Origin of the sequence: Blastochloris sulfoviridis (assembly GCF_008630065.1) — a bacterium.
GTDB classification, from domain to species: Bacteria; Pseudomonadota; Alphaproteobacteria; order Rhizobiales; family Xanthobacteraceae; genus Blastochloris; species Blastochloris sulfoviridis.
In genome coordinates this window covers 20,696-45,120 of record NZ_VWPL01000028.1, presented here as the reverse complement: position 1 = coordinate 45,120, position 24,425 = coordinate 20,696, and the positions used below count along the sequence as shown (strand labels likewise).

Below are 24,425 nucleotides of genomic sequence, written 5' to 3'. Positions count from 1 at the left end.
GCAAAGTCCGGTTCCGCTGGCTCCATCGCCCATCCTCCGCATCCGAATCGAAGGAACCGACAGATTCAGCACTTCAGGACCTTGTCACGCCTTTCTTCACCCGATCGCCCTGGGCGTAAGACCGCCGGCTCTTGCCCAGGGCGGTTCAGCAGGCCACAGTGCCGCCGAACCAGGGCGGGGCGGCCGGCGGTTGTTGCGAGCCGATCGGCCGGAAACCGTATCAGACGTGACGTTGGAGCATCGGATGTCGCAGACGGCGAGCGCCCCGGCCTCGGGCCGGATCAACTGGACGAACCTCATCACCGTGGTCAGCGCCGCCATCCTGCTCGGCACCGAGACGGTGGGCGCCGCGCTTGCCTTCGGCTGGGCGATGGCCGGCTGGCTCGGGTTCGGCGATATCGGGACCTGGATCCTGGAGGCCCTGAGCCTAGCGCTCGGCGTCGCCGCCCTGGTCTGGTTCTTCCGCCGCGCCAGCAGCGTCGAGCCGTGGCGGGGATAGGGTCGTCGCGACGGGTCAGACCTGCGGCCTTTGCCGCTGACCCGCCGTCGTCATGGCCGGCGGCTTTTGCCGCTGACCCGCCGTCGTCATGGCCGGGCCTTGTCCCGGCCATCCACGTCTTTGTTTCCAAAGACATTTTTAGAGCATTCTCCGCAAAAGTGGGAACCGCTTTTGCGGAGAATGCTCTGGAGGCTGGGGACCCTGAAGCGACCGGCCGGAAACGTGGCGAGGCAAACGGCGAGGCGGGACGTAGACGACGGGCGCCGGGGCGTTGTGCGCACCCCCCACCCCCGACCCCTCCCCGCCATTCACTGCGTTCATGGGGGGAGGGGAGCAGGCCGTGCGGCTGTCCCCGCCGATCCTCATTGTGCTGCCGATCCTCATTGTGCTCATGGGGAGAAGAGGCGTCCTCTTTTCTCCCCTCCCCCCGCGAGCTTCGCGAGCGGTGGGGAGGGGTCGGGGGTGGGGGGCTCAAAGGGGCGCGGCGAGGCCTGAAACCAAAGCATTCTCCGCAGAACCGGTTCCCGCTTTTGCGGAGAATGCCTCAGCGCTGCAGCCGCAGCCCCACCATCATGATGTTCGCGGTGTAGTCGTTGACCGGCTCGTTGGAGTCGAGCGTCTCCTGGCGGACCTCGCCGGTGAGCCACAGTTCGCGCGCCAGCTTGATGCTGGCCTGGGCGCCGACGACGAAGCGGTTGTCGCGGCGGCCGGACTGGCCGTAGTCGTCGAACTCCCAGCCGAGCCGGACGGTGCCGATCAGCCAGCGCCGGAAGGCGTGGTCGATCCGCAGTCCGAGGATGCGCTCCAGCACGCCGGTGGTGTCCTCGAACGACGTCTCGTTGATGGTTGTCACGGCGGTGAAGCGCACGGTGGTGAGCCCGCTCGCCACCCACACCAGCGAGGCATCGACCAGGAGGCCGGAAATGTCGGCCAGCCGCGGGTCGACATAGTTGCGGGCGATCCACCCCAGCGACGCTTCGCCGGTGAGCAGCCGCGTCAGCTCGAAGCTCGTTCCGGCCCGGATCTGCATGCCGGTCGAGGCGCGCTGATAGCCGGAATCGTCGACCTCCTGGGCGAACTCGCGGCTGTCGAACTCGCCGGCCACGAACGGCGTGACGCCGGGCCTGAGCTCGTAGCCGGCGCGCAGCCGCACCGAGGGCTGGTCGTAATTGCGGTCCGAGCGGTCGAGCGTCTCGCCATTGAGCATCTCGCCGTTCTCGTAGACCACATGGTCGAGCCCGCCGGCGGCGGCCACGTCGAAGCGGTTCCAGCGGTGGGCGAAGCCCACGCTGCCGCCGGTGGTGACGATCGGCGGCGGACGCACCACGTCGGTCGGGGCGTCCGGGTTGCCGGCGCTCTCGGTGGTGAGCTGGAAGTGCCCTTCGAGCGCATAGCGGGTACGATCGCTGACATCGATGCGGCCGCGCAGGATGGCATCGATCTCGGGCCGGTTGTTGCCGCTCACAGTGTCGTACCGGGTGTAGGAGCCCCGGATGTCGGCCGCGAGCGCATGGCGCGACCAGTCGGACTGGGCGGTGAGGCCGGAGGCGAACTGCTGGTACAGGGAGGGCTTGGGGTTGGTGTTGGTGGCCAGCGGATTGGTGTCGTAGCCGATGCCGGATTCGAACCACGGCTTGAGCAGGAAGCTGCCGGCGCGGATGCCCAGCGGGTCGAACGGCTCGGTGGGCTCGACCGGCGTGTCGCCCCAGGCCTGCAGGCGCGTCGCCCGCAGCCGGGCGGATCTTGCTGTGACCGCGTTGATCGTCTCGTCGAAGGCGCGGCGGTTCAGCTTCGGCTCCGGCCGCACCCGGCCGGCGGGCTGCGTGGCGCCGGCAGGCTGGGCGGCCGGCTTGGCCTTCTTGCGCGGGCCCTCGGCCACGAAGCCGGTGGTTCCGGCGCCGGACGGCGGCGCGGCAACGGTGTCATCCGGCGCCGTAACGCTTGCCTGGACCGTTGGAGTGTCGTCGATCGAGCGCCGCAGCGCCACCGTCGCGTGCTCGCGCCCCGCCTGCGCTTCCTGCGCCCGCGGCTGGCCGCAGGCGGCCGCCAGCGCGCCGAGCGCGGCGAGGCAGAGCAAAGCGAGGCGGGTGTGCGGCACGAGCGGACGGCTCCGGTATGGTTAACAAACCTAAAATCGGTTCGGTTAACGCCGCCTTTCCGTCCGGATCGCGCGCCATCCTGGCGATGGTGGAGGGGGCGCGAGCCGCGTGCTATGTCGGCCCCCAGGATGGAAGGAGGCGACTCGGCATGACGGCATCGGCGACCGGCCAGACGCGCGCAGAAAAAAGTCATGTGGTCCAAGACCATATCGAGTCCGCCCGGCGCACGATCGACACCGAGTCGGCGGGGCTCGCGGCCCTCGCCAAGGCGCTGGACGGCGACCTCGGCGCCGCGGTCTCGTCGGCGGTGGCGGTGATGCAGGCGGCGGCCGGGCGGGTGATCGTCACCGGCATGGGCAAGAGTGGCCATGTCGGCCGCAAGATCGCCTCGACCCTCGCCTCGACCGGCACGCCGGCGCATTTCGTCCATCCCGGCGAGGCCAGCCACGGCGATCTCGGCATGATCGGCCGCGACGACGTGATTCTGGCGCTGTCCTGGTCGGGCGAGACCACCGAACTGCGCGATCTGGTGAATTATTCGCGCCGGTTTCGTGTGCCGCTGGTGGCGATTACCTCCAATCCCGCCAGCACGCTCGGCCTCGCCGCCGATGTGGCGCTGGTGCTGCCCAAGATCACCGAGGCCTGCCCGATGGGGCTGGCGCCCACCACCTCGACGCTGCTGCAGCTTGCGCTCGGCGACGCGCTGGCGGTGGCGCTGCTGGAGGCGCGCGGCTTCACCCCGCTCGACTTCAAGGTGTTCCACCCCGGCGGCAAGCTCGGCGCCAATTTGCGGTTTGTGCGCGACCTGATGCACATGGGTGCTGAGATACCGTTAACCGCGCTGGGGACGCCGATGTCCGAGGCGATCGTGACCATGTCGGCCAAGGGCTTCGGCTGCGTCGGCGTCGTCGGCGCGGATGGCAGGCTGGTGGGCATCGTCACCGACGGCGACCTGCGCCGCAACATGGCGCCGGACCTGATGGTGCGTCTGGTCGATCAGGTGATGACCCGCTCGCCCAAGACGGCGCGCCCCGACCAGCTCGCCTCCGAGGCGCTGGAACTGATGGAGGCCAAGAAGATCACCGCGCTGTTCGCGGTGACGGACGGCCGCCCGGCGGGCGTCCTCCATTTGCACGACATCCTGCGCGCCGGGCTGGCGTAGCGGTCGGCTGACCGAAGACATCGATCGTCATCCCGGACGGCGCGAAGCGCCGAGCCGGGATCGTCCGCCGAACAAGCCCCTTCCTTCTGACGATCCCGGGTCGCGCGGCTGGCGTCGCTTGCCCGGGACGACGGGAAGACGTCCGGGCGCCTCACACCCCGATCGCCTCGACGTGCAGCAGGCCGCCATCGGCGCGGCTGACTCGCACCTTGGCGCCGGCCGGCAGGTCCGGGCCGGTGAGGCGCCAGATGCTGTCGTCGATGCGCACCCGGCCCGATCCGCGCACGATCGCCTCCTCCAGCACGAACTCGCGGCCGACATAGCTCTCAGCCCGGCGGTTCAGGAACGGATTGTCGGCGGGGGCTTCCGTCGAGCGCTTGGCGAGCCGCAGCCACACCACCAGCGCTACCACCGCCAGCACCGCAAACACGATGAACTCGGCCTGCCAGGAAAGCCCGAAGGCGAGCGTGATCAGGCCGGTGGCGATTGCCGCGGCCCCGAGCCACAGCATGAAGAAGCCGGGCATCGCCACCTCGACGCCAAGCAGGACGAGGCCGAGGATGAACCAGCTCCAGACGCCGAGTGCGGAGAGGGCGGACATCGCGGCCTCACGCGCCCACGGTGGGGCCGGTCGGCCGCGCCGGCGGGCGCGCGTCCTTGGTGGCCTGCACCGACTGGAACAGTTCGGACACGCCGGCGAGCGAGCCGAGGATGGCGGTGGCCTCGATCGGCAGCACCAGCACGCGCTGGTTCGGCGCCGAGGCCATCGTCTCCAGCGCCTTCACGTACTTGTCGGCGATGAAATAGTTCAGCGCGTTGAGATCGCCCTGGGCCACCGCGTCCGACACCATCTTGGTCGCCACCGCCTCGGCCTCGGCGAGCCGCTCGCGCGCCTCGGCGTCGCGGAAGGCGGCTTCGCGCCGGCCTTCGGCCTCCAGGATCTGCGACTGCTTCGCGCCTTCCGCGCGCAGGATCTCCGACTGGCGTTGGCCTTCGGCCTCCAGCACCAGCGCGCGCTTGACGCGCTCGGCCTTCATCTGACGGCCCATCGCCTCGACCAGATCGGCGGGCGGGATGATGTCCTTGATCTCGATGCGGTTGACCTTGACGCCCCAATTGGCGGCGGCGGCATCGACCACCCGCAAGAGCCGCTCATTGATCTCGTCGCGGTGCGACAGGAGTTGGTCGAGATCCATCGACCCCATCACCGTGCGGATATTGGTGGTGGTCAGGTTGAGGATGGCATGGGTGAGGTTGGTGACCTCGTAGCTCGACCGTGCTGCATCGAATACCTGGTAGAAGGTGACGCCATCGACGGTGATGGTGGCGTTGTCCTTGGTGATGACCTCCTGGGAGGGAACGTCCATCACCTGTTCCATCATGTTCACCTTGGAGCCGATGCGGTCGATGAACGGCACGATCAGGTTGAGGCCGGGCATCAGCGTGCGCGTGTACTTGTTGAAGCGGACGACAGTCCACTCATAGCCTTGCGGCACCGTCTTCACGCCGGCGAACAGCGTCAGGATGATGAGTAGGACGAAGATCAGGACGAAGAGATCGAAGCCGGAGAGCATGGGCATGGGCTGATCCTGGTGAGCGGTGCACAATCTTGGCGGGGGCAGGGGACGCCGGCAAGGCGGAACGGCAGCAGCCGAAGGATGCCGCCGTTCCGGATTTTATCGACCGTGTGCTGTCGACCAGCTTGGCCCGGAGGTTCAATCGGTCAGCAGCGCCGCCAGCTCGTGGCGGAAGGCCGGGGCGATATCGTCGCGTGCCAGCGCATAGGCGACGTTGGCCACCAGGAAGCCGACCTTGGAGCCGCAGTCATAGATGCGGCCATCGAAGGTGTAGGCGTAGAAGGGTTGCGTCTCGGACAGCTTGATCATCGCGTCGGTAAGCTGGATCTCGCCGCCGGCGCCGCGGCTCTGCTTGGCCAGGAGATCGAAGATTTCCGCGCTCAGGATGTAGCGGCCGGAAATGGCCAGGTTGGACGGCGCGGTGCCGGCCGGCGGCTTCTCGATCATTTTGGTGATCTTGGCGACGCGGCCGCTCCCCGCCTCGACGCCGACGATGCCGTATTGGTGGGCCTGGCTCTGCGGCACCTCATAGACCGCGACGTAATTGCCGGGCTGCTTCCTGTAGGCATCGATCATACCCTTGAGGCACGGTACCCGGCCGTGGTGGAGCATGTCCGGCAGCAGCAGCGCGAACGGCTCCTTGCCGACCAGTTCGCGCGCGCACCAAACGGCGTGGCCAAGGCCGAGCGGGCTCTGCTGGCGGGTGAAGCTGGTGGCGCCGGGGCCCGGCTGGTCGCGCGACAGCGCGTCGAGCTCGCCGCGCTTGCCGCGGTCGGACAGCGTCTCCTCCAGCTCGAACTGGCGGTCGAAATGGTCCTCGATCACGCCCTTGTTACGGCCGGTGACGAAGATGAGATGCTCGACGCCCGCCTCGCGGGCCTCGTCGACGACGTGCTGGATCACCGGCCGGTCGACGACGGTCAGCATCTCCTTGGGCATCGCCTTGGTCGCAGGGAGAAAGCGGGTGCCGAGGCCCGCGACCGGGAACACGGCCTTGCGAATCGGAAGGGTCATGATGGACGCGACGGGCGGAAGGACGAACGGCTCGCAGTGGCGCCCTGACCGTCGCGAGCAGCGGCATCTTCAGGCAAATATGGGAAAAATGGTGACGCGCGCTTGAATATTGCGATGGCTCAACCGGTATTTCTGCCGCACGAGCTGAATCAAATCCTGACGGAATGCCTCGGATGACCGTTCGGGTGACCGCCGGTGCGGCGGGCCGCCGGATGAAGGCGGGGCGTCACGGCGGCGCTGTTAACGGAGCGTTCATCACAATACCGCCAGCTTCGGAGGCTCATGTATCCCAAAGCTGGGGGGTTCCATGCGCTCGACCGTCCGTCTCGCCGCGTTTGCGGCTGCTGTGCTGTGGTGTGCGCCGTCGACGGCACAGGTTGTCGGCAGCGTGACTCCCAGCCATCCCCTGATGACACCGCAGGCCCTGTCCGAGGCGGAGGCCAATTTCGGCCAGTGCCTCGCCGATTTGTGGCCGCAGGCGCAGCGCAAGGGCATTTCGCGCGCCACCTACGAGTGGGTGATGCAGTCCGTCCAGCCCGACATGAGCCTGTTCAAGCTCATGGACGGCCAGCCGGAATTCGAGCGGCCCATCTGGTGGTACGTCGACACGCTGGTCACCGAATCCCGCATCCGCCAGGGCCGCGAGATGCTGGCGCTCCACAAGGCGACCTTCGATGCCATCGAGCGGCAGTGGGGCGTGGATCGCTACCTGATCACCGCAATCTGGGGAATCGAGTCCAATTTCGGCACCCGCGAAGGCATGGGCGGCCGCGACGTGGTGCGCTCGACCGCGTCGCTCGCCTGCATCGGCCGCCGGCAGACCTATTTCCGTGACGAGTTCCTGGCTGCCGTGGCGATCCTGCAGCGCGGCGACGTGCCGCCGGAGCACATGCGCGGCTCCTGGGCCGGCGCGTTCGGCATGACGCAGTTCATGCCCACCGGCTATCTGCGCTACGCCGTCGACTTCGATGGCGACGGCCACGCCAACCTGGTCGATTCCGTACCCGACGCCCTGGCCTCCACCGCCAACCGTTTCCGGGCGGAGAAATGGATGACCGGCCAGACCTGGGGCTACGAGGTGGCGCTGCCGGCCGGGTTCAACTTCCTGCTTGCCGACCGTTCGCGGCGCATGAGCCTCGCCGAGTGGAGCCGCCTCGGCGTGCGGCGGGTCGCGGGCCAGATGTTCCCGCGCCCCGGCGATCAGGCCTATCTGCTGCTGCCGGCCGGCGCGCAGGGGCCGGCCTTCCTGATGCTGGGGAACTTCCGCGTCATCATGCGCTACAATCCGGCCGAGGCCTATGCGCTGGCGATCGGCCACCTCGCCGATCGCATGCGCGGGGGCGGACCGTTCGTGCAGCCCTGGCCGCGGGAAGCCCAGCTTCTGTCGCGCAATGAACGGTTTGAACTGCAGATGCTGCTGCTTGGCTTCGGCTATGACATCGGCCAGCCGGACGGCAAGATCGGCGGCAAGACCCGTGAGGCGTTGCGTCAGGTGCAAGCCCAGCTCGGGCTTGTTCCGGACGGTTTCCCCACCGCCGAGGTCCTGGGCCACATCAAGCGATAAGGCTTGCCGCACGAGGTCTTGAACGACGGGCCTTGAAATGGCCGGCAAGAACCGACACGACTGATATCGCGCGCGATCGGTGGGTTCGTGCGCCGTCGGGCCGTTCGGGAGGTCGTCATGATGCGAGGCCGGGTCGCCGTATTGGTCGCCTGGGGCTTGATCGCCCTGGTTCTGGCGGCGACGCCGCTGGTCGCCCAGGAGCGCGACGACCGCTACTTCACCCTGCGCGACCCGTTCCGCACCGAGCGCAATTACGTGCCGCGCCTGCGCTGGGCGCCGCCGGTGGTGGTGGATGTGCCGACCCGGCAGGCCAGGCCGCTCGAGCCGCCGAGCACCGAGCCGCAGGGCACCACCTACGCGTCGGCCAAGGAGGCGGACGAAGCGCGCACCAGCCCGGCGCTCGAATACATCGCCGTGTTCGGCGATTCGCTGGCCGAACCGCTGGCCCAGGGACTTGCCGATTCGTTCGTCCAGGATCTTCCGGAGGTCGCCGTCCTCGACAAGGCGAGGTCGAACTCCAGCCTGATCCGCAACGATCCGGTCGATTGGCTGGCCGCCGCGCGAGAGTTGCTGGAGTCCGAGAAGGTCACCGTCGGCGTGGTGATGGTCGGCGTCAACGAGCGCCAGTCGCTGAAGGACGAGACCGGTGCCACCTTCGAGCCGCGCTCCGAACGCTGGGTGCAGGCCTACACCCGCCGTGTCGATGATCTTATGGCGCTGTTCAAGGCCAAGAACGTGCCGCTGTTCTGGGTTGGCCTGCCGGCGATGAAGAGCGCGCGCCTGTCGCAGGACATGCAGTTCTTCAACGAGATCATTCGCGAGCGCGCCGCGCGTGCCGGCGTGCCGTTCGTCGATGTGTGGGACGGCTTTGTCGATGAGCAGGGGCAGTTCGTCGTGTCGGGGCCGGCGCTTGACGGCCAGAAGCGGCGCCTGCGCAACTCGGACGGCATCCATTTCACGCGCGCCGGCGGCCGCAAGCTCGCCCATTTCGTCGAGCGCGACATCCGCCTGCTGCTGGACCAGCGAATTCCCCGCGCGCCGGCGCAGACCGACGAGCAGGCGCCACCGGCCGCGGCGCCGTCGCCCGACGTTCCGGCAGCCGTTGCCACGCCGCAAGTGCCGCAGCCGCAGCTTCGCCCGCTGGCCGGGCCGGTGGTGCCGCTGGTCGGCGCCACCGGGCCATCCGGCCCGCTGGCCGGCGCGACGCCCACCCGCTCGGTCCAGAGCAAGGATCCGATCGTGACGCAGGTGCTGGTGCGCGGCGAATCCCCGCCGGCGGTCACCGGCCGCGCCGATGATTTCGCGTGGCCGGGCGCCACCGCCTTGCCCGCCAGCACCGCCCCGACCAACACGGCGCCGGCCAATACTGCGACACCGCCCGAGCCGGGCAGGGCGACGCCGTAATGCGGAATCCGGCCCACGCGGCTGGATGTCCCGTCTCCGAGAAATCTCTTTCCGATCGCCGAAAATTCCTGTTCCCGGTCAGGGATTTTTCGGCGAGACCGTTTCCGGTATCGCGCAGCGATCATCCGGAAACCGGATGATACGAAATCCGGCTGATGAAGCCGGAGTTTCGTATTCCGATCGCCGAAAATTCCTGTTCCCGGTCAGGGATTTTTCGGCGAGACCGTTTCCGGTATCGCGCAGCGATCATCCGGAAACCGGATGAAGCGATGTCGGCCGTCTCAGCGCGGCAGCGTCGTCGAGCCCATCAGGAACTGGTCGACCGAATGGGCGCACTGGCGTCCCTCGCGGATCGCCCACACCACCAGCGACTGGCCACGCCGCATGTCGCCGCAGGCGAACACCTTGTCGACGCTGGCGCGATAGTCGGCGGTGTCGGCCTGCACATTGCCGCGCTTGTCGGTCGCGACGCCGAGCCATTCCAGCAGGCCCTCGTGGAGCGGCGACACGAAGCCCATGGCCAGCAGCACGAGGTCGGCCCGCAGCTCGAAGTCGCTGCCTGCGACCGGCTGCAGCTTGTCGTCCAGCCGCACGCAATGCAGCTTCTCGACCTGACCGTTCTTGGAGCCGGTGAACTTGGTGGTCATCACCGAGAATTCGCGCTCGGCGCCTTCCTCGTGGCTGGAGGAGGTGCGCAGCTTCAGCGGCCAGTTGGGCCACGTCAGCAGCTTGTTCTCCTTCTCCGGTGGCCGCGGCATGATTTCGAGCTGGGTCACCGACAGCGCGCCCTGGCGCACCGAGGTGCCGATGCAGTCCGAACCGGTGTCGCCGCCGCCGATCACCACCACGTGCTTGCCGCCGGCCAGGATGGGCGGCACGCTGTTGGCCGGGATCGGCTCCTTGCTGACGCGGCGGTTCTGCTGCGGCAGGAAGTCCATCGCGAAATGAATGCCGGCGAGGTCGCGACCGGGGATCGTCAGGTCGCGCGGCTTCTCGGCGCCGCCGGCCAGCACCAGCGCGTGGTGGCGGCCCATCAACTGGCTGGGCGGCACGCTGACGCCGACCTCGCAATCGTAGTGGAACACCACGCCTTCCGCCTCCATCTGCTGAACGCGGCGATCGATGAGGTGCTTCTCCATCTTGAAGTCGGGGATGCCGTAGCGCAGCAGGCCGCCGGCCTTGGACCAGCGCTCATAGACGTGGACCTCGTGGCCGGCGCGGGCGAGCTGCTGGGCGCAGGCGAGGCCCGCCGGCCCGGCGCCGATGATGCCGACGCTCTTGCCGCTCTTGGTCGAGGCCGGCTCGGGCACGATCCAGCCTTCCTGCCAGCCGCGGTCGACGATCGCGCACTCGATGGTCTTGATCGTCACCGGCGTATCGGTGAGGTTGAGCGTGCATGACGCCTCGCAGGGCGCCGGGCAGACGCGGCCGGTGAACTCCGGGAAATTGTTGGTGGAGTGCAGGTTGCGCAGCGCCTCCTGCCACTCGTCCTTGTAGACGAGGTCGTTCCAGTCCGGGATCTGGTTGTTCACCGGACAGCCCGTGTGACAATACGGGATGCCGCAGTTCATGCAGCGCGCCGCCTGGTCGCGCGTCGCCTCTTCCGACAGCGGGATCACGAACTCGCGGAAATGGCGGATGCGATCGCCTGCCGGCGCATAGCGCCGGTCCTGACGGTCGATCTCCAGGAAGCCGGTAACCTTGCCCATCTCGTCAGCTCCCGGCGGCCGCGAGCCGCGGCGCCTCCAATTCGCGCGCCTTGAGTTCTTCGAGCGCGCGGCGGTACTCGACCGGCATCACCTTCCTGAACTTCGGCAGCATTTCGGCCCAATTGGCGAGGATTGCGTCCGCACGCGCCGAGCCGGTGTAGCGCGCGTGGTTGGCGATGAGCTGGTAGAGGCGCTCGGCATCGAAGCGCGTCATGTCGCTCATCACGTCGACCCGTCCGTGGGCCGTGAGGTCGCCGCCGGACTGGTGATAGTGGCGGGCGATCATCTCCTCCTCGTCGCGCACGGGTTCGAGCTCGACCATGGAGAGATTGCAGCGGGAGGCAAACGAGCTGTCCTCGTCGAGCACATAGGCGATGCCGCCCGACATGCCGGCCGCGAAGTTGCGGCCGGTGCGGCCGAGCACCACCACCACGCCGCCGGTCATGTATTCGCAGCAATGGTCGCCCGCGCCCTCGACGACGGCGACCGCGCCGGAGTTGCGCACCGCGAAGCGCTCGCCGGCGACGCCGCGGAAGTAGCACTCGCCCTCGATGGCGCCATACAGCACGGTGTTGCCGACGATGATCGACTCTTCCGGCGTGAGCAGCTTCGCCTTGTGGGCCGGATAGACCACGATGCGCCCGCCCGACAGGCCCTTGCCGACATAGTCGTTGGCCTCGCCCTCCAGCTCCAGCGTGATGCCGTGGGCCAGGAAGGCGCCGAAGCTCTGGCCGGCGGTGCCGGTGAGCTTGATCTGGATGGTGTCGGCGGGCAGGCCGGCATGGCCGAAGCGCTTGGCGACCTCGCCCGACAGCATGGCGCCGACCGAGCGGTCGGTGTTCTTGACCGGCAGGTCGACCTTCACCGGCGCCCCGCGGTCGAGCGCCGCCTGCGCGTGCACGATCAGCTCGCGATCGAGCACGTTGCCGAGCTTGTGGTCCTGCTTCTCGCAGTGATGGATCGCACTGTCGCTGCCGGTCTCCGGCTTGTGGAACAGCTTCGAGAAATCGAGGCCGCGCGCCTTGGCGTGCTCGATCACCGCGCGGCGGTCGAGCATCTGCATCTGGCCGACCATCTCGGTGAAGGTGCGGTAGCCGAGGCTCGCCATCAGCTCGCGCACCTCCTCGGCGACGAAGAAGAAGTAGTTGATGACGTGCTCGGGCGTGCCCTTGAAGCGCTTGCGCAGCACCGGGTCCTGCGTCGCGACGCCGACCGGGCAGGTGTTGAGGTGGCACTTGCGCATCATGATGCAGCCGGCGGCGATCAAGGGCGCGGTGGCGAAGCCGAACTCGTCGGCGCCGAGCAGGGCGCCCACCACCACGTCGCGGCCGGTGCGCAGCCCGCCATCGACCTGCACCGCGATGCGGCCGCGCAGGCGGTTCATCACCAGCGTCTGGTGGGTCTCGGCGAGGCCGATCTCCCACGGGCTGCCGGCGTGCTTGATCGAGGTCAGCGGGCTTGCGCCGGTGCCGCCCTCATAGCCCGAGATGGTGACGTGGTCGGCACGCGCCTTGGACACGCCCGCCGCGACAGTGCCGACGCCGACCTCGGAGACCAGCTTCACCGAGATATCGGCCGCCGGATTGGCGTTCTTCAGGTCGAAGATGAGCTGGGCCAGATCCTCGATCGAATAGATGTCGTGGTGCGGCGGCGGCGAGATCAGGCCGACGCCGGGCGTGGAGTGGCGCACCTTGGCGATCACCGCGTCGACCTTGTGGCCGGGCAGCTGGCCGCCTTCGCCGGGCTTGGCACCCTGCGCCATCTTGATCTGGATCATGTCGGCGTTGACGAGGTACTCCGTCGTCACGCCGAAGCGGCCGGACGCCACCTGCTTGATCGCCGAGCGCATGGTGTCGCCGTTGGGCAGCGGCTTGAAGCGGTCGGGCTCCTCGCCGCCCTCGCCGGTGTTCGACTTGCCGCCGATGCGGTTCATGGCGATGGCGAGGGTGGTGTGCGCCTCGCGCGAGATCGAGCCGTAGGACATCGCGCCGGTGGCGAACCGCTTGACGATCTCGCCGGCCGGCTCGACCTCCTCGATCGGCACCGGACGGCGGCCGACCTCCTCGGCGCCGCGGATGCGGAACAGGCCGCGGATGGTGAGCAGCTTCTCGCTCTGCTCGTTGATCGCCCTGGCGAACGCCTTGTACTTGTCCTGGGCGTTGCCGCGCACCGCGTGCTGCAACAGCGCGATGGTCTCGGCCGTCCACGCATGCGCCTCGCCGCGGATGCGGAAGGCGTATTCGCCGCCTACCTCGAGCGCGCCCTTCAGCACCGGGTCCTCGCTGAAGGCGCGGCAGTGGCGGCGCACCGTCTCGTCGGCGACCTCGGGGAGGCCGACGCCCTCGATTCGGGTGGCCGTGCCGGTGAAGTACTTCTCGACGAACTCGGACCGCAGCCCGACGGCGTCGAAAATCTGGGCGCCGCAATAGGACTGGTAGGTGGAGATGCCCATCTTGGACATCACCTTGAGCAGACCCTTGTCGATCGACTTGATGTAGCGCTTGACGATCTCCTTGTCGGACAGCTCCTCGGGGAACTTGTCCTTCATCGAGATCAGGGTGTCGAAGGCGAGATACGGGTTGATCGCCTCGGCACCATAGCCGGCAAGGCAGGCGAAGTGATGCACCTCGCGCGGTTCGCCGCTCTCGACCACGAGGCCGACCGAGGTCCGCAGCCCCTTGCGGATCAGATGATGGTGCACTGCTGCGGTGGCGAGCAGCGAGGGGATCGGGATGCGGTCCGGCCCGGTTTGGCGATCGGACAGCACGACGATGTTGTAGCCGCCATGCACGGCGGCCTCGACACGGTCGCACAGCCGCTCCAGCGCGTCGTCCATGCCGGCCGCGCCCTTGTCGGCCGGATAGGTGATGTCGATGGTCTTGGTGTCGAACTTGTCTTCGAGGATGCTGATGCAGCGGATCTTTTCGAGATCCTCATTGGTCAGGATCGGCTGGCGCACTTCGAGCCGCTTGCGGCGCGAAGAGCCTTCGAGGTCGAAGATGTTCGGCCGCGGCCCGATGAACGACACGAGGCTCATCACCAGCTCCTCGCGGATCGGATCGATCGGCGGGTTGGTGACCTGCGCGAAGTTCTGCTTGAAATAGGTGAACAGCGGCTTGGGGCAGTCGGACAGCGCCGAGATCGGCGTGTCGTTGCCCATCGAGCCCACCGCCTCCTGGCCGGTGACGGCCATCGGCTCCATCAGGATCTGGAGGTCTTCCTGGGTGTAGCCGAAGGCCTGCTGGCGATCGAGCAGCGACACGTCGGTGCGCTGGTCGCGCAGCTGCACCGGCTTGAGATCCTCCAGCACGATCTGCGTGCGGGCGAGCCACTCCGGGTAGGGATTGGCGGTCGAGAGCAGGCGCTTGATCTCGTCGTCGGCGACGATGCGGCCCTCCTCCAGGTCGACCAGCAGCATCTTGCCCGGCTGCAGCCGCCACTTCTGGATGATGGTCTCCTCGGGCACCGGCAGCACGCCGGCCTCCGACGACATGATGATGCGGTCGTCGCTGGTGACCAGGAAGCGGGCGGGACGCAGGCCGTTGCGGTCGAGCGTGGCGCCGATCATCCGGCCATCGGTGAACGCCACCGCCGCCGGACCGTCCCACGGCTCCATCAGCGCCGCGTGATACTCGTAGAAGGCGCGGCGCTCCTCGTTCATCAGCGGATTGCCGGCCCACGCCTCGGGGATCAGCATCATCATGGCGTGCGTCAGCGAGTAGCCGCCCATCACCAGGAATTCGAGCGCGTTGTCGAAGCAGGCGGTGTCGGACTGGCCTTCGTAGGAGATCGGCCACAGCTTGGAGATGTCGTTGCCGAACAGCTCGGAATCGACCGACGCCTGGCGCGCCGCCATCCAGTTGACGTTGCCGCGCAGCGTGTTGATCTCGCCATTGTGGGCGATCATCCGGTAGGGGTGCGCCAGCGACCACGTCGGGAAGGTGTTGGTCGAGAAGCGCTGGTGCACCAGGGCCAGCGCCGACTCCATGTCCGGATCGTGCAGGTCCGGGTAGTAGGCGCCGAGCTGGTCGGCCAGGAACATGCCCTTGTAGACGATGGTGCGGCACGACAGCGACACCGGGTAGTAGCCGTCGGTGCTCGGATCCCTCATGCCGTAGACGGCGTTCGACACAACCTTGCGGGCGACGAACAGCCGCCGCTCGAACTCGTCCTCCGAGGCGATGTCCTTCGGCCGGCCGACGAAGAGCTGGGCGTGGAACGGCTCGGTCGGCTTGACGCTCTCGCCAAGGCAGCGGTTGTCGGTCGGCACGTCGCGCCAGCCGAGCAGGGTCATGCCCTCGTCGGCGAGCACGCGGGCAAAGATGTCCTGCACCTTGGCCCGGCCGTCGCGGTCCGGCGGCAAAAAGATGTAGCCGACCGCATAGTGGCCCGGCTCGGGCAGGTCGATGCCGATCCCCGCCGCCGTCTTGCGGAAGAACTTGTCCGGCATCTGGATCAGGATGCCGGCGCCGTCGCCAGCGCGCGGATCGGCGCCGACCGCGCCGCGATGCTCCAGATTGACCAGGATCTTCAGGGCGTCCTGGACGATCTGGTGGGACTTCTGGCCCTTGATGTTGGCGATGAAGCCGACGCCGCAGGCGTCGCGCTCATGGGCCGGATCGTACAGGCCCGCCGCCTTCGGCAGGCCGCAATCACGCACCACGAGCGGCGTTTTCCCGGCGTCGCGTCCGAGATCGCTCTGCCGCTCAAAATCGCTCCGCATCTGGTGCGCGCCCATGGTTCGTCCTCGCTCGCGTCGGGTTCCGACGCATCTTGCCTCGCCCGAAAGCGAGGCGCCGTTCGGTTTTCGGTGACCGCGGCAAGCCGGCGGCCGCCCCATCGTCTTCGGCGGAAAGCCGGTTCACCGATGCCGCCCGCGTTGCCGCTGAGGGGCGGTCGTGATGGGACAGCAGGGCTGTCCTATATCGGCGGGCGAACATGCCAGAAGCCTTCGCCCGACACAAGAGCGCGGGCAGGCATCCCGGCACGGGAGACGGCCCCTCCGTTTCGCAGAACGCCGCAGACACGCAATGAACGTACGGCCGGCATCCTCGTCACGCAATGCCATTGCATGGCGGATCGCGCAAGGCGCGGGTTTACCGAAAGGGGGGCCTTGCCGGATACGTACGATGCCCGAGATTCGTCCTATGCCCGCCGCATTCCGGTGGCTGATCATGGGGCAGGGGTGGCGCAATGCTGCATCCTGAAGACGTAAGGTCGGAGGCGAAAAGTCAATGACTGTCTCACTCGGCCCGGTGCGGATCGTCGCGACGGCCATGTTGCTGCTTGGTGGTGCGGTTCAGGCGTCCGCGCAGAACTACTATTATGCTCGACCGTGGCCGCCGGAGCCGCGCTATCGGCTGGTGCCGCCGGCCGCGGTGCCGTTCGGCCGCTTCCGCGACGAGCTGCCGCCGTGGGAGATCGAGACCATTCTTCGGTCCAGGGGCTACACGCAGATCAGCCGCCCCCGCCTATCGGGGCCGGTCTATCGGCTGCACGCTACCGACCGTCGCGGCTGGCGGGTGGAACTGGTGGTGGATTCGGCCACCGGCCGGATCGTCGAGCGCGAGGCCCTCGGCGAGGTCACCGGACCGCGGCGCGGCGAGCCGCCTGCGGCAAGGCGCTCCCGGCCGCGCCAGGCGTCGCGGCCACCGATCGCGCCGCAGTCGCCGGAGGTCGAGCCCCAGACCAGCCTGCCGCCGCCTGCCGCCCGGCCGCCGGTTGCCTCCCCGCCACGTTCGGCGCCTCCCACGACGGCGGTACCAAGTCTGCCCCCACCGAATTCGCCACCTCCGATCTCGGTGACTCCGCAACCGCAGGCTCCGGCTGCCTCGGCGCCGAGCCTGCCGCCGCCGCGCTCGGCGGCTCCCAGCCCGTCCGCGTCTCCCGCCCAGGGCCCGGCTGCAACAGTACCGGCGAAGGCGGACACGCCGGCCTCCGGTGGCTCGGCCTCGGCGCCGGCGAACGCCAAACCGGAAACGGCCAAGCCGGCTGCGACCGCGAAGCCGGTAGAGGCCAAGCCGGCCCCCACGAAGCCGGCCGAGAAGGCCAAGCCGACAACGCCGGGCACCGATTCCGACCGTCCGATCTGGGCGCAGCGGCGATCGGCCAAGCCTGAGGCGGCACCAACCCCGCCGCCGGCCCCGGCGAAGAAGCCCGCTCCCGCCATCTCGTTCCCGCCGGTCCAGGGACTGGAGTGAGACGCTTTCCGGCGGCCGGCCCTGTGGGGGCGATCGGCCGCCGGCATTCTCGGCAGAGCCGGTCCGGAACGAAAAAAGCGCCCGGGTTTCCCCGGGCGCCAGACGTCTCGTACAGACTAAGGCTTGCGGATCAGGCGGCCGCCCTCTCGGGGGCGGGGGCGGCGTCGATGGTCTTCGACGTGTCGCCGGTGTTGGCGATCGGAATGGTGCGCGGTTTCATCGCCTCGGGAATCTGGCGGACGAGGTCGATATGGAGCAGGCCGTGCTCAAGCCGGGCACCCTGGACGACGACATGGTCGGCGAGCTGGAAGCGCCGCTCGAACGCCCGCGCGGCGATGCCCTGATAGAGAAACTCGGGCTTGGCCTGCTCGGCAAGCTTGTCGCCGCGGACGGTCAGCGTCTGCTCGCGGGCCTCGATCGACAGATCCTGGTCGGTGAAGCCGGCGACCGCAATCGAGATGCGATAGGCATTCTCGCCGGTCCGCTCGATATTGTAGGGCGGGTAGGACGGCGTGGACTCGCCGCCCGCGCTCTGGTCGAGCAGCGAAAACAGGCGGTCGAAGCCGATGGTGGAGCGATAGAGCGGGGCAAGGTCGAACGTACGCATGGCATATCCTCTTCAAATCGAGCGACATGTGTGATGGACCGCTCTCCTGAGCCGGTCCCGGTTCGCACAGCCCGTGGGCCTGTGCAGGCTGGAGATGGGAAGCGTGCCCGGGGCGTGCAAGGGGGGCGGCGCGCACGGAACGCGGGTCGAGCCAACGGCCCGTCGTTGCGGCTGTCCCGCCGATTGGTGTAAGACGAAATCCGGCCGATCAGGCCGGAATCTCGCAGTCCGTTCACCGAAAATCCCGTTGTCGGACAAGGATTTTCAGCGAGCCGTCGGCCGAGGATCGCCCAGCGATCGCCGGAATCCCGACAGGTTCTGGAGTCGATCCGGCCGCGCCGGAACAGGCCGCCGATGGAACTCTTCCCCACTCCAAGCAATCCCGTCCCGAGCGGCGCCGTCTGCGGCCGCATCCAGGCGCGTGACGGCGTCGGCCTGCGGTTCGCGCGTTTCGCGCCGACCGTCACGCCGCGCCGCGGCACCGTGTGCCTGTTTGCCGGCCGCGCCGAGCCGATCGAGAAGTATTTCGAGACGGTCGAGAATCTGCGCCAGCGCGGGTTCGCGGTGGCGATGCTGGACTGGCGCGGACAGGGTGGCTCCGACCGCCTGCTGAAGAATCCGCGCAAGGGCTTCGTGCACGCGTTCGACGACTACGAGCTCGACATCGAGGCGTTCGTCCGCGAGGTGATCTACCCGGACTGCCCCCCGCCATTCTTCGCGCTGACCCACTCGATGGGCGGCACGATCCTGATTCGCGCCGCCAAGCGCGGCCGGCGCTGGTTCGAACGCACGGTCGCCGTCTCGCCGATGATCCAGATCCGGCTGAAGCGCCCACGACTCGCGCGGGGCACCGCGCGCCTCTTCCGTTCGACCGGGTTCGGCCGGCTCTATGTGCCGGGCGGCAAGCCCACCGACATCCTGAGCCGGCCGTTCGAGGCCAACCGGCTCACCTCCGATGCCGCGCGCTACGCCCGCAACGCCGAGATCGCCCGGGCATATCCGCGATTGGGGCTGGGGTCGCCGACCATCGCCTGGGTCGATGCCGCCTTCCGGGCGACCGAGGCGTTCGCCGACCCGGCCTATCCCTCGTCGCTGCGCCACCCGCTGCTGCTGGTTTCCGCCGGCAACGACCAGATCGTCTCGACGCCCGAGGCCGACCGGTTCGCCCTCAGGCTGCTGGGCGGGGCGGGGCTGGTGATCCCCGGCGCGCGCCACGAGATCCTGCAGGAGCGCGACGCCGTGCGCGAGCAGTTCTGGGCGGCGTTCGACGCCTTCGTGCCGGGCTCGCGGGGGTGATCCGGTCTCCGCCGGATCGAACCTGAAACCGGATCAGCCGTTCAGCAGCTTCAGCGCCGCCTCGTGCAGCTTGCGGTCGCCCGCGGCGACGACCCGGCCGCCCTTGGCGGCGGAGCCGCCCGCCCAATCGGTGACGATGCCGCCCGCGCCCTCGATGATCGGGATCAGCGGCACGATGTCGTGGTCGTCGAGCCCGGTCTCGATGACGATGTCGATCAGCCCGGCCGCCACCATGCAGTAGGCGTAGCAGTCGCCGCCATAGCGCGACAGCTTCGCCTCGCGCTCGACCCGCCGGAACGCCTCCAGGTCCGGTTCGGCGAACAGCAGCGGGCTGGTGGTGAACAGCACGGCGTCCGACAGCGACGGGCAGGGCCGTACCACCAGATCGCGCGGACCGGCCGGGCCGCGGTATCTGGCGGCGGCGCCGTCGCCGGTGAAGCGCTCGCCGATGAAGGGCTGGTGCATCATGCCGTAGACCGGCGTGCCCTCGCGCATCAGCCCGATCAGCGTGCCCCAGGCCGGAATGCCGGCGATGAACGACTTGGTGCCGTCGATGGGGTCGAGCGTCCACACCCAGGTGGCGTCGGCGCGCTCGCGGCCGAACTCCTCGCCCAGGATGCCGTGCTCGGGGAAGGTGCGGGTGATCAGGTTGCGCATCGTCACCTCGCCGGCGCGGTCGGCATCGGTGACCGGGTCGAACTGCCCGCGCTTGCGCTTGTCGTCGACGCCGATGGCAGTGCGGAAGAACGGCAGGATGGCCGCAGCCGAGGCGGTGGCGAGCTCGTCCACGAAGGCAGCGAAATCGACGGCACGCATGAAGGGTCATCCTCGGTGGCAAAGTGGTGGCGACCTATAGAAAGCCTCGCCGTCCGCTGCAATGGCAGCCGGGGAGGGATGGCGGCATTGTTTTGCGGCCAGCCCGTACGCGGGCCCGGCCGCACGCCCCGCCCGTCCACCTGCGCCTTGCCAGGACTGACAATCCCTTGCTTTGCGCCCTTGCCTTTCAGTCAGGTGCCAAGCTGATTCTGCAAATATCCAGCCGCTATTTCACGTTGCACCACATCTCTTATTCTTCGCTCGGACCCATCCTGCATTGTATATGCAGTGATTTTTTCCAGCAGCGACGTGCTGTCAGTCTAGCAAGTGTAATACTAAAGGACTCGGATTTGACCAGACATAGTCATGGCCGGGCTTGTCCCGGCCATCCACGTTTTTTTAATATACATTTTAAGTCGTGGATGCCCGCGACAGGCGCGGGCATGACGGGTCACATCTTGAAGAATGTTGTATAAGATAAAGAATTACTATCCAAATAGAGATAAGAGCTCATGATCTTCACCTTTAATTTTCGAGCCCGAGTTGCCGCCGGACGACGTCACGAAACAAAATCAAAAGACCCGTTCGCTCACCGAACGATTGTTCCGGAAACAGTTGGTACATCGTCATTCGGATCCATTGCGCGGCGTCATCCGGGACTGTCTCCTCGAGTATCTCACCTTGGATATAGATTTCCCAAAGGTCCGGCCGGTCCGCTTTCAGCGTCTCCACCAGATGCTGCACGTCGCTCTCAGTCCATTTCTTGCGCTCAGACATCCCAAACCTCATTCGCGCTGAACCACATGTGCCCCAACGAATTGGCATCCAAATAGAGATATGAGCTCACGATCTTCACCCTCAATCTTCAAGCCCGAGTTCCCGCCGGACGACGTCACGAAATAAACTCAAAAGATCCGTCCGCTCATCGAACGAAGGCTCCGGAAACAACCGGCGCATCGTCATTCGGATCCATTGCGAGGTATCCTCTGGGACCGCCTTGTCGCGGATCTCACCTTGGATATAGATTTCCCAAAGGTCCGGTCGGTCCGCTTTCAGCGTCTCCACCAGATATTGCGCGTCGCTCTCAGTCCATTTCTTGCGCTCAGACATCCCAAACCTCATTCGCGCTGAACCACAGGTGCGCCACTGGCGCCGGTTGACGTTGCCGCCGCTGAACACGCGGTCGGCCCTTCGTTGATCCGGAAGACACGTCGATCACCTTCAGTCTTCGAGCCCGAGTTGCTGCCGGACGACGTCGCGAAATAAGCCCAAAAGATCCGTTAGCTCATCGAACGAAGGCTCCGGAAACAACCGGCGCATCGTCATTCGGATCCATTGCGAGGTATCCTCTGGGACCGCCTTGTCGCGGATCTCACCTTGGATATAGATTTCCCAAAGGTCCGGCCGGTCCGCTTTCAGCGTCTCCACCAGATATTGCGCGTCGCTCTCAGTCCATTTCTTGCGCTCAGACATCCCAAACCTCATTCGCGCTGAACCACAGGTGCGCCACTGGCGCCGGTTGACGTTGCCGCCGCTGAACACGCGGCCGGCCCTTCGTTGATCCGGACGACACGTCGATGTGCGTTCGCCCGAGTTTTCAGCCCAGATCTCTCCCACCTTACCTTTCGTCCGTTCCGCCCAAAAGCGAGATTGGATAAGCATTCGCATCTGGGCTAAGCAGGTTGTCCCGCGAAAGGGAGAGCATGGCCAGTCCGGAGGCGTTCTTTGACGGAAGGTGAGGCATCCGGTGCCGAGAACCGAGGGGCCCGCCTGCCGGTCGTCACCGTGGTGGTGCTCGTCGCGACCTGCGCCGGCATCTATGTGATCAGCCAGTTCCTACGTGGCTCGATCGGGGTGATCGCCCCCAATCTGGCGCGCGAGCTGAGCTTGAACGCCGCCGAGATCGGGCTGCTGTCGAGCCTGTTCTTCCTGATGTTCGCGGCTGCCCAATTGCCGCTCGGCATCGCCCTCGACCGCTTCGGCCCGCGCGCCTGCCTGCTCGGCTCGGTGTCGCTGGCGATCGCCGGCTCGCTGCTGTTCGCGCTGGCCGGCAACTTCGCCGAGCTTCTGGGGGCGCGCCTGCTGATGGGCCTGGGCTGCGCCGCCTTGCTGGTAGCGCCGCTCGCCGTCTATGCGCGGTGGTTTCCGCCCGATCGTTTCTCCACCCTGCTCGGCATCCAGATGGCGGTCGGCAGCCTGGGGGCGCTGCTGGCCACCGCGCCGCTGGCCCGCGCCGCCGAGGCGTTCGGCTGGCGAACGCCCTTCCTGGTGGTGGCGGCCATCACCGTCGCGGGCGCCGTGCTGGCGGCCGTGGTCATCCGCGACAATCCTCCCGGCAAGGCGCCGCCGCACAATAACGACTCGCTCGCCGACAGCATTCGCGGCGTGGCGCACGTCATCCGCATCCGCGATGTCTGGCGGCTGTTCCTGCTGCACACCTGCGCCTATGCGATGTATGCCAGCATCCAGGGTCTGTGGGGCGGGCCCTATCTCACCGACGTCTATGGCTTCGACCTGGCCCAGCGCGGCGACATGCTGCTGCTGATGGCGGTGGCGCAGATCTGCGGCTCGTTCCTGTGGGGCATTTCCGACCGGCTGCTCGACAGCTACCGCTGGCCGACGATGATCGGGGCGATCGGCTCCGCCCTCCTTCTGCTCGTCCTGCCGCTCGCCGGTCCGCTGCCGCAGGGTTGGCTGCCGGCGTGGTTCGCCGCCTTCGGGCTGCTGGCGGCGTTCACGCCGGTGATGATGGCGCACGGCAAGTCGCTGTTCCCGCCGCATCTCGTCGGGCGCGGCATCACCTTGCTCAATCTCGCCAATATGGGCGGGGTGTTCGTCTGGCAGGCGGTGGGCGGCGTGGTGGTGGATCTGTATCCCACCACCAATGGCGCCTATCCGGCCGCAGCCTATCACATGGTGTTCGCCCTGCAGGGGCTGGCGATGCTGGCGCTGATGGTCGTCTATGTCGGGGCCCGCGACCCGCGCCACGACGAGACGTAGGGCGTTTTCGGGCGCGGGGAGGGGGGCCGTTTCCGGTATCCCGAAGGGATCAACCGGAAACCGCACGAACGACTAGGAAGGCCGCGTCAGTTCGCCGGGCCGCAGGTGGCGCGGACGAGCAGCCCCTCGATCGCCGGCCGCGCGCCGGCCTCGCGCACCAGCGCGCGGAAGATGGCGATGCCGGTGTTCGACGGCGATTCCACGATCAGCCGGTCGGCGGCGGTGATCTCCTCGTCCGAGGGCAGCAGCGCCCGCTGCTGCGGCGTCATCAGGTCGACGTCGATCACCTTGCGCCCGGCGGCCCGGTCGCTGATGCCGTAGAAGGCCTGTCCGTAGCGGGTATAGAACGACACCGAGGTGTAGTCGGCCGTCACCGGCACGCGCAGCTTCAGCGGGCCGGCCGCGAGGTCGTAGCGGCAGGCCGCCGTCGCGAAGGCCGGGTCGAGAAACGGCATCAGCTCGGAATCGGCCACCGCGGGCGGCACCATCACCACGGTGTTGGCCGGCCCCAGCGTGGCGATGCGCGCCCAGGCGTCGGCCGGCGCCTGGTAGGGCATGATCAGGATCGCCACCAGATGCGCGGCGAGCCCGACCACCAGGCCGGTCGCCACCGGCAGCACCCAGCGCATCGGCAAGTGGATCACGGGCGGGCGCGGCCGCGACGGGCGCTTCGCCTGCGGCCGCGTGGAGGGCCATCGCAAGAAGGGCCACCGCGTCGAAAGCATGCGCATCATGGGCAATTGGACTGGTGGATGGCCGGCAGCAGCGGCGCGTCGCTGGTGCGCGAGGCGAAGCCGATCTGGGTATCGTAGAGCCGCAGCACGAACAGGACGTCGGTGGCCGCGCCGGTGGGCAGCCAGTTCCCCGCCCTGGCCCGCGGCGCCGCGACGATATCGATGCTGCCGTCGCTCTCCCACACCAGCTCGGTGGAGGTGAAGCCGTAGCGGCCGGCCGGATTGTCGATCAGCGCGCCCTTGTTGTCGGTGACGGTCAGCGTCCACACGCGCGACTGCGGCACCCGGCCGGTGATGCGGATGGTGCAGCGGCCGTCCAGCGCCTTGCCGGCCGAATCGCGCCGGGCGATGAACACGAGGCCGTCGGCGAGGCTGACCGGCAGCGTGCCGAGCTTGGCGTCGGTCGCCCGCGCGTAGGGATCGGCCTCGGCGGTGCCGTGCCGGGGCGCCGCCGTCCAGGCGCCGATCCGGACGGTGTCGAAGTCGGGATGGCCGCTGACGGCAAGCCACGTCAGGACGAGCGCCGTGACCGCCGCCACCAGGAAGCTGACGAGGGTCGAGAAGGGCCCCACGAAATCCCGTCCAACGTGCCGCAGATTGACCCAGACCCGCACGGCGCGGCCCGTGCGATCCCTGTACGTGCGATCCCTATAGCAGCGCCGCCCGCGCCGGCAAATCGTTCCGGTGGGGCCGGGCGCCGCAGCCCTGCCCGCCAGGGCGGTCGCTGTGGCCAATAAAACATTA

The 24,425-nt window shown here is 67.8% G+C and carries 20 protein-coding genes; 7 read left to right on the top strand and 13 right to left on the bottom strand.

Annotation, left to right across the window (positions count from 1 at the left end; all coding sequences use genetic code 11):
- Positions 1 to 244: 244 nt before the first annotated feature.
- A complete protein-coding gene (locus F1193_RS13525; RefSeq protein WP_126400560.1) occupies positions 245 to 499 on the top strand; it encodes a hypothetical protein in 255 nt (84 codons plus the stop codon).
- Positions 500 to 1,043: 544 nt separating this feature from the next.
- Here the strand turns inward: F1193_RS13525 and F1193_RS13520 are convergent.
- The gene (locus F1193_RS13520; protein WP_150098335.1) at positions 1,044 to 2,597 is read right to left on the bottom strand and encodes an outer membrane beta-barrel protein; all 1,554 of its coding nucleotides are present in this window, start codon (positions 2,595 to 2,597) and stop codon (positions 1,044 to 1,046) included.
- A 149-nt stretch (positions 2,598 to 2,746) separates the two neighbouring features.
- Between F1193_RS13520 and F1193_RS13515 the strand changes: the two genes are divergently transcribed.
- Entirely contained in the window at positions 2,747 to 3,760 is a 1,014-nt protein-coding gene (locus F1193_RS13515) for a KpsF/GutQ family sugar-phosphate isomerase (protein WP_150098334.1), read from the top strand.
- Positions 3,761 to 3,911: 151 nt separating this feature from the next.
- On the opposite strand, the gene F1193_RS13510 is transcribed toward F1193_RS13515, so the two are convergent.
- The 3 genes from F1193_RS13510 to galU all read right to left on the bottom strand — a co-directional run bounded on the left by F1193_RS13510 (position 3,912) and on the right by galU (position 6,351).
- A complete protein-coding gene (locus F1193_RS13510) occupies positions 3,912 to 4,361 on the bottom strand; it encodes an NfeD family protein (RefSeq protein ID WP_150098333.1) in 450 nt (149 codons plus the stop codon).
- Positions 4,362 to 4,368: 7 nt separating this feature from the next.
- Positions 4,369 to 5,340 (bottom strand): SPFH domain-containing protein, encoded by a 972-nt coding sequence (locus F1193_RS13505; protein WP_150098332.1) that lies wholly within the window; start codon positions 5,338 to 5,340, stop codon positions 4,369 to 4,371.
- Between the two features lie 135 nt (positions 5,341 to 5,475).
- Positions 5,476 to 6,351, bottom strand: coding sequence for a UTP--glucose-1-phosphate uridylyltransferase GalU (galU, locus tag F1193_RS13500; protein ID WP_150098331.1), 876 nt, complete (start codon positions 6,349 to 6,351; stop codon positions 5,476 to 5,478).
- Between the two features lie 409 nt (positions 6,352 to 6,760).
- Here galU and F1193_RS13495 point away from each other — a divergent pair, with 409 nt between their 5' ends.
- Together F1193_RS13495 and F1193_RS13490 are read left to right on the top strand one after the other, a co-directional pair.
- Positions 6,761 to 7,915 carry a lytic murein transglycosylase gene (locus F1193_RS13495; protein WP_246164399.1) on the top strand — a complete coding sequence of 385 codons (1,155 nt, stop codon included), beginning with the start codon at positions 6,761 to 6,763 and terminating at the stop codon, positions 7,913 to 7,915.
- 117 nt (positions 7,916 to 8,032) lie between these two features.
- A complete protein-coding gene (locus F1193_RS13490) occupies positions 8,033 to 9,319 on the top strand; it encodes an SGNH/GDSL hydrolase family protein (RefSeq protein WP_150098329.1) in 1,287 nt (428 codons plus the stop codon).
- Positions 9,320 to 9,600: 281 nt separating this feature from the next.
- Here the strand turns inward: F1193_RS13490 and F1193_RS13485 are convergent, their stop codons facing one another.
- Positions 9,601 to 11,028, bottom strand: a complete 1,428-nt coding sequence (locus F1193_RS13485; protein ID WP_150098328.1) for a glutamate synthase subunit beta — start codon at positions 11,026 to 11,028, stop codon at positions 9,601 to 9,603.
- Between the two features lie 4 nt (positions 11,029 to 11,032).
- Complete coding sequence (gene gltB / locus F1193_RS13480; protein WP_150098327.1) at positions 11,033 to 15,751, bottom strand: glutamate synthase large subunit; 4,719 nt, start codon at positions 15,749 to 15,751, stop codon at positions 11,033 to 11,035.
- A 511-nt stretch (positions 15,752 to 16,262) separates the two neighbouring features.
- Here gltB and F1193_RS13475 point away from each other — a divergent pair.
- Positions 16,263 to 17,228 (top strand): PepSY domain-containing protein, encoded by a 966-nt coding sequence (locus F1193_RS13475; protein ID WP_150098326.1) that lies wholly within the window; start codon positions 16,263 to 16,265, stop codon positions 17,226 to 17,228.
- 130 nt (positions 17,229 to 17,358) lie between these two features.
- Here the strand turns inward: F1193_RS13475 and F1193_RS13470 are convergent, their stop codons facing one another.
- Positions 17,359 to 17,835 (bottom strand): Hsp20 family protein, encoded by a 477-nt coding sequence (locus F1193_RS13470; RefSeq protein ID WP_150098325.1) that lies wholly within the window; start codon positions 17,833 to 17,835, stop codon positions 17,359 to 17,361.
- A gap of 354 nt (positions 17,836 to 18,189) precedes the next feature.
- Here F1193_RS13470 and F1193_RS13465 point away from each other — a divergent pair, with 354 nt between their 5' ends.
- Positions 18,190 to 19,131, top strand: a complete 942-nt coding sequence (locus F1193_RS13465; RefSeq protein WP_150098324.1) for an alpha/beta fold hydrolase — start codon at positions 18,190 to 18,192, stop codon at positions 19,129 to 19,131.
- Between the two features lie 33 nt (positions 19,132 to 19,164).
- Here F1193_RS13465 and hisN read toward each other — a convergent pair whose 3' ends face one another.
- The 4 genes from hisN to F1193_RS13445 all read right to left on the bottom strand — a co-directional run bounded on the left by hisN (position 19,165) and on the right by F1193_RS13445 (position 21,420).
- On the bottom strand, positions 19,165 to 19,947 hold the full coding sequence (gene hisN / locus F1193_RS13460; RefSeq protein ID WP_150098323.1) for a histidinol-phosphatase: 783 nt from the start codon (positions 19,945 to 19,947) through the stop codon (positions 19,165 to 19,167).
- A gap of 525 nt (positions 19,948 to 20,472) precedes the next feature.
- Positions 20,473 to 20,724: a hypothetical protein gene (locus F1193_RS13455; protein WP_150098322.1), complete on the bottom strand. Its 252-nt coding sequence runs from the start codon at positions 20,722 to 20,724 to the stop codon at positions 20,473 to 20,475.
- An 81-nt stretch (positions 20,725 to 20,805) separates the two neighbouring features.
- Positions 20,806 to 21,057, bottom strand: a complete 252-nt coding sequence (locus F1193_RS13450) for a hypothetical protein (RefSeq protein ID WP_150098321.1) — start codon at positions 21,055 to 21,057, stop codon at positions 20,806 to 20,808.
- A 111-nt stretch (positions 21,058 to 21,168) separates the two neighbouring features.
- The gene (locus F1193_RS13445; RefSeq protein ID WP_150098320.1) at positions 21,169 to 21,420 is read right to left on the bottom strand and encodes a hypothetical protein; all 252 of its coding nucleotides are present in this window, start codon (positions 21,418 to 21,420) and stop codon (positions 21,169 to 21,171) included.
- 252 nt (positions 21,421 to 21,672) lie between these two features.
- Here F1193_RS13445 and F1193_RS13440 point away from each other — a divergent pair, with 252 nt between their 5' ends.
- The gene (locus tag F1193_RS13440) at positions 21,673 to 22,947 is read left to right on the top strand and encodes an MFS transporter (protein ID WP_150098319.1); all 1,275 of its coding nucleotides are present in this window, start codon (positions 21,673 to 21,675) and stop codon (positions 22,945 to 22,947) included.
- Positions 22,948 to 23,033: 86 nt separating this feature from the next.
- Here F1193_RS13440 and F1193_RS13435 read toward each other — a convergent pair whose 3' ends face one another.
- Both F1193_RS13435 and F1193_RS13430 read right to left on the bottom strand, forming a co-directional pair.
- Complete coding sequence (locus F1193_RS13435; RefSeq protein WP_150098337.1) at positions 23,034 to 23,576, bottom strand: DUF1254 domain-containing protein; 543 nt, start codon at positions 23,574 to 23,576, stop codon at positions 23,034 to 23,036.
- Positions 23,577 to 23,677: 101 nt separating this feature from the next.
- Positions 23,678 to 24,253 (bottom strand): DUF1214 domain-containing protein, encoded by a 576-nt coding sequence (locus tag F1193_RS13430; RefSeq protein WP_150098318.1) that lies wholly within the window; start codon positions 24,251 to 24,253, stop codon positions 23,678 to 23,680.
- Between the last annotated feature and the right edge of the window lie 172 nt (positions 24,254 to 24,425).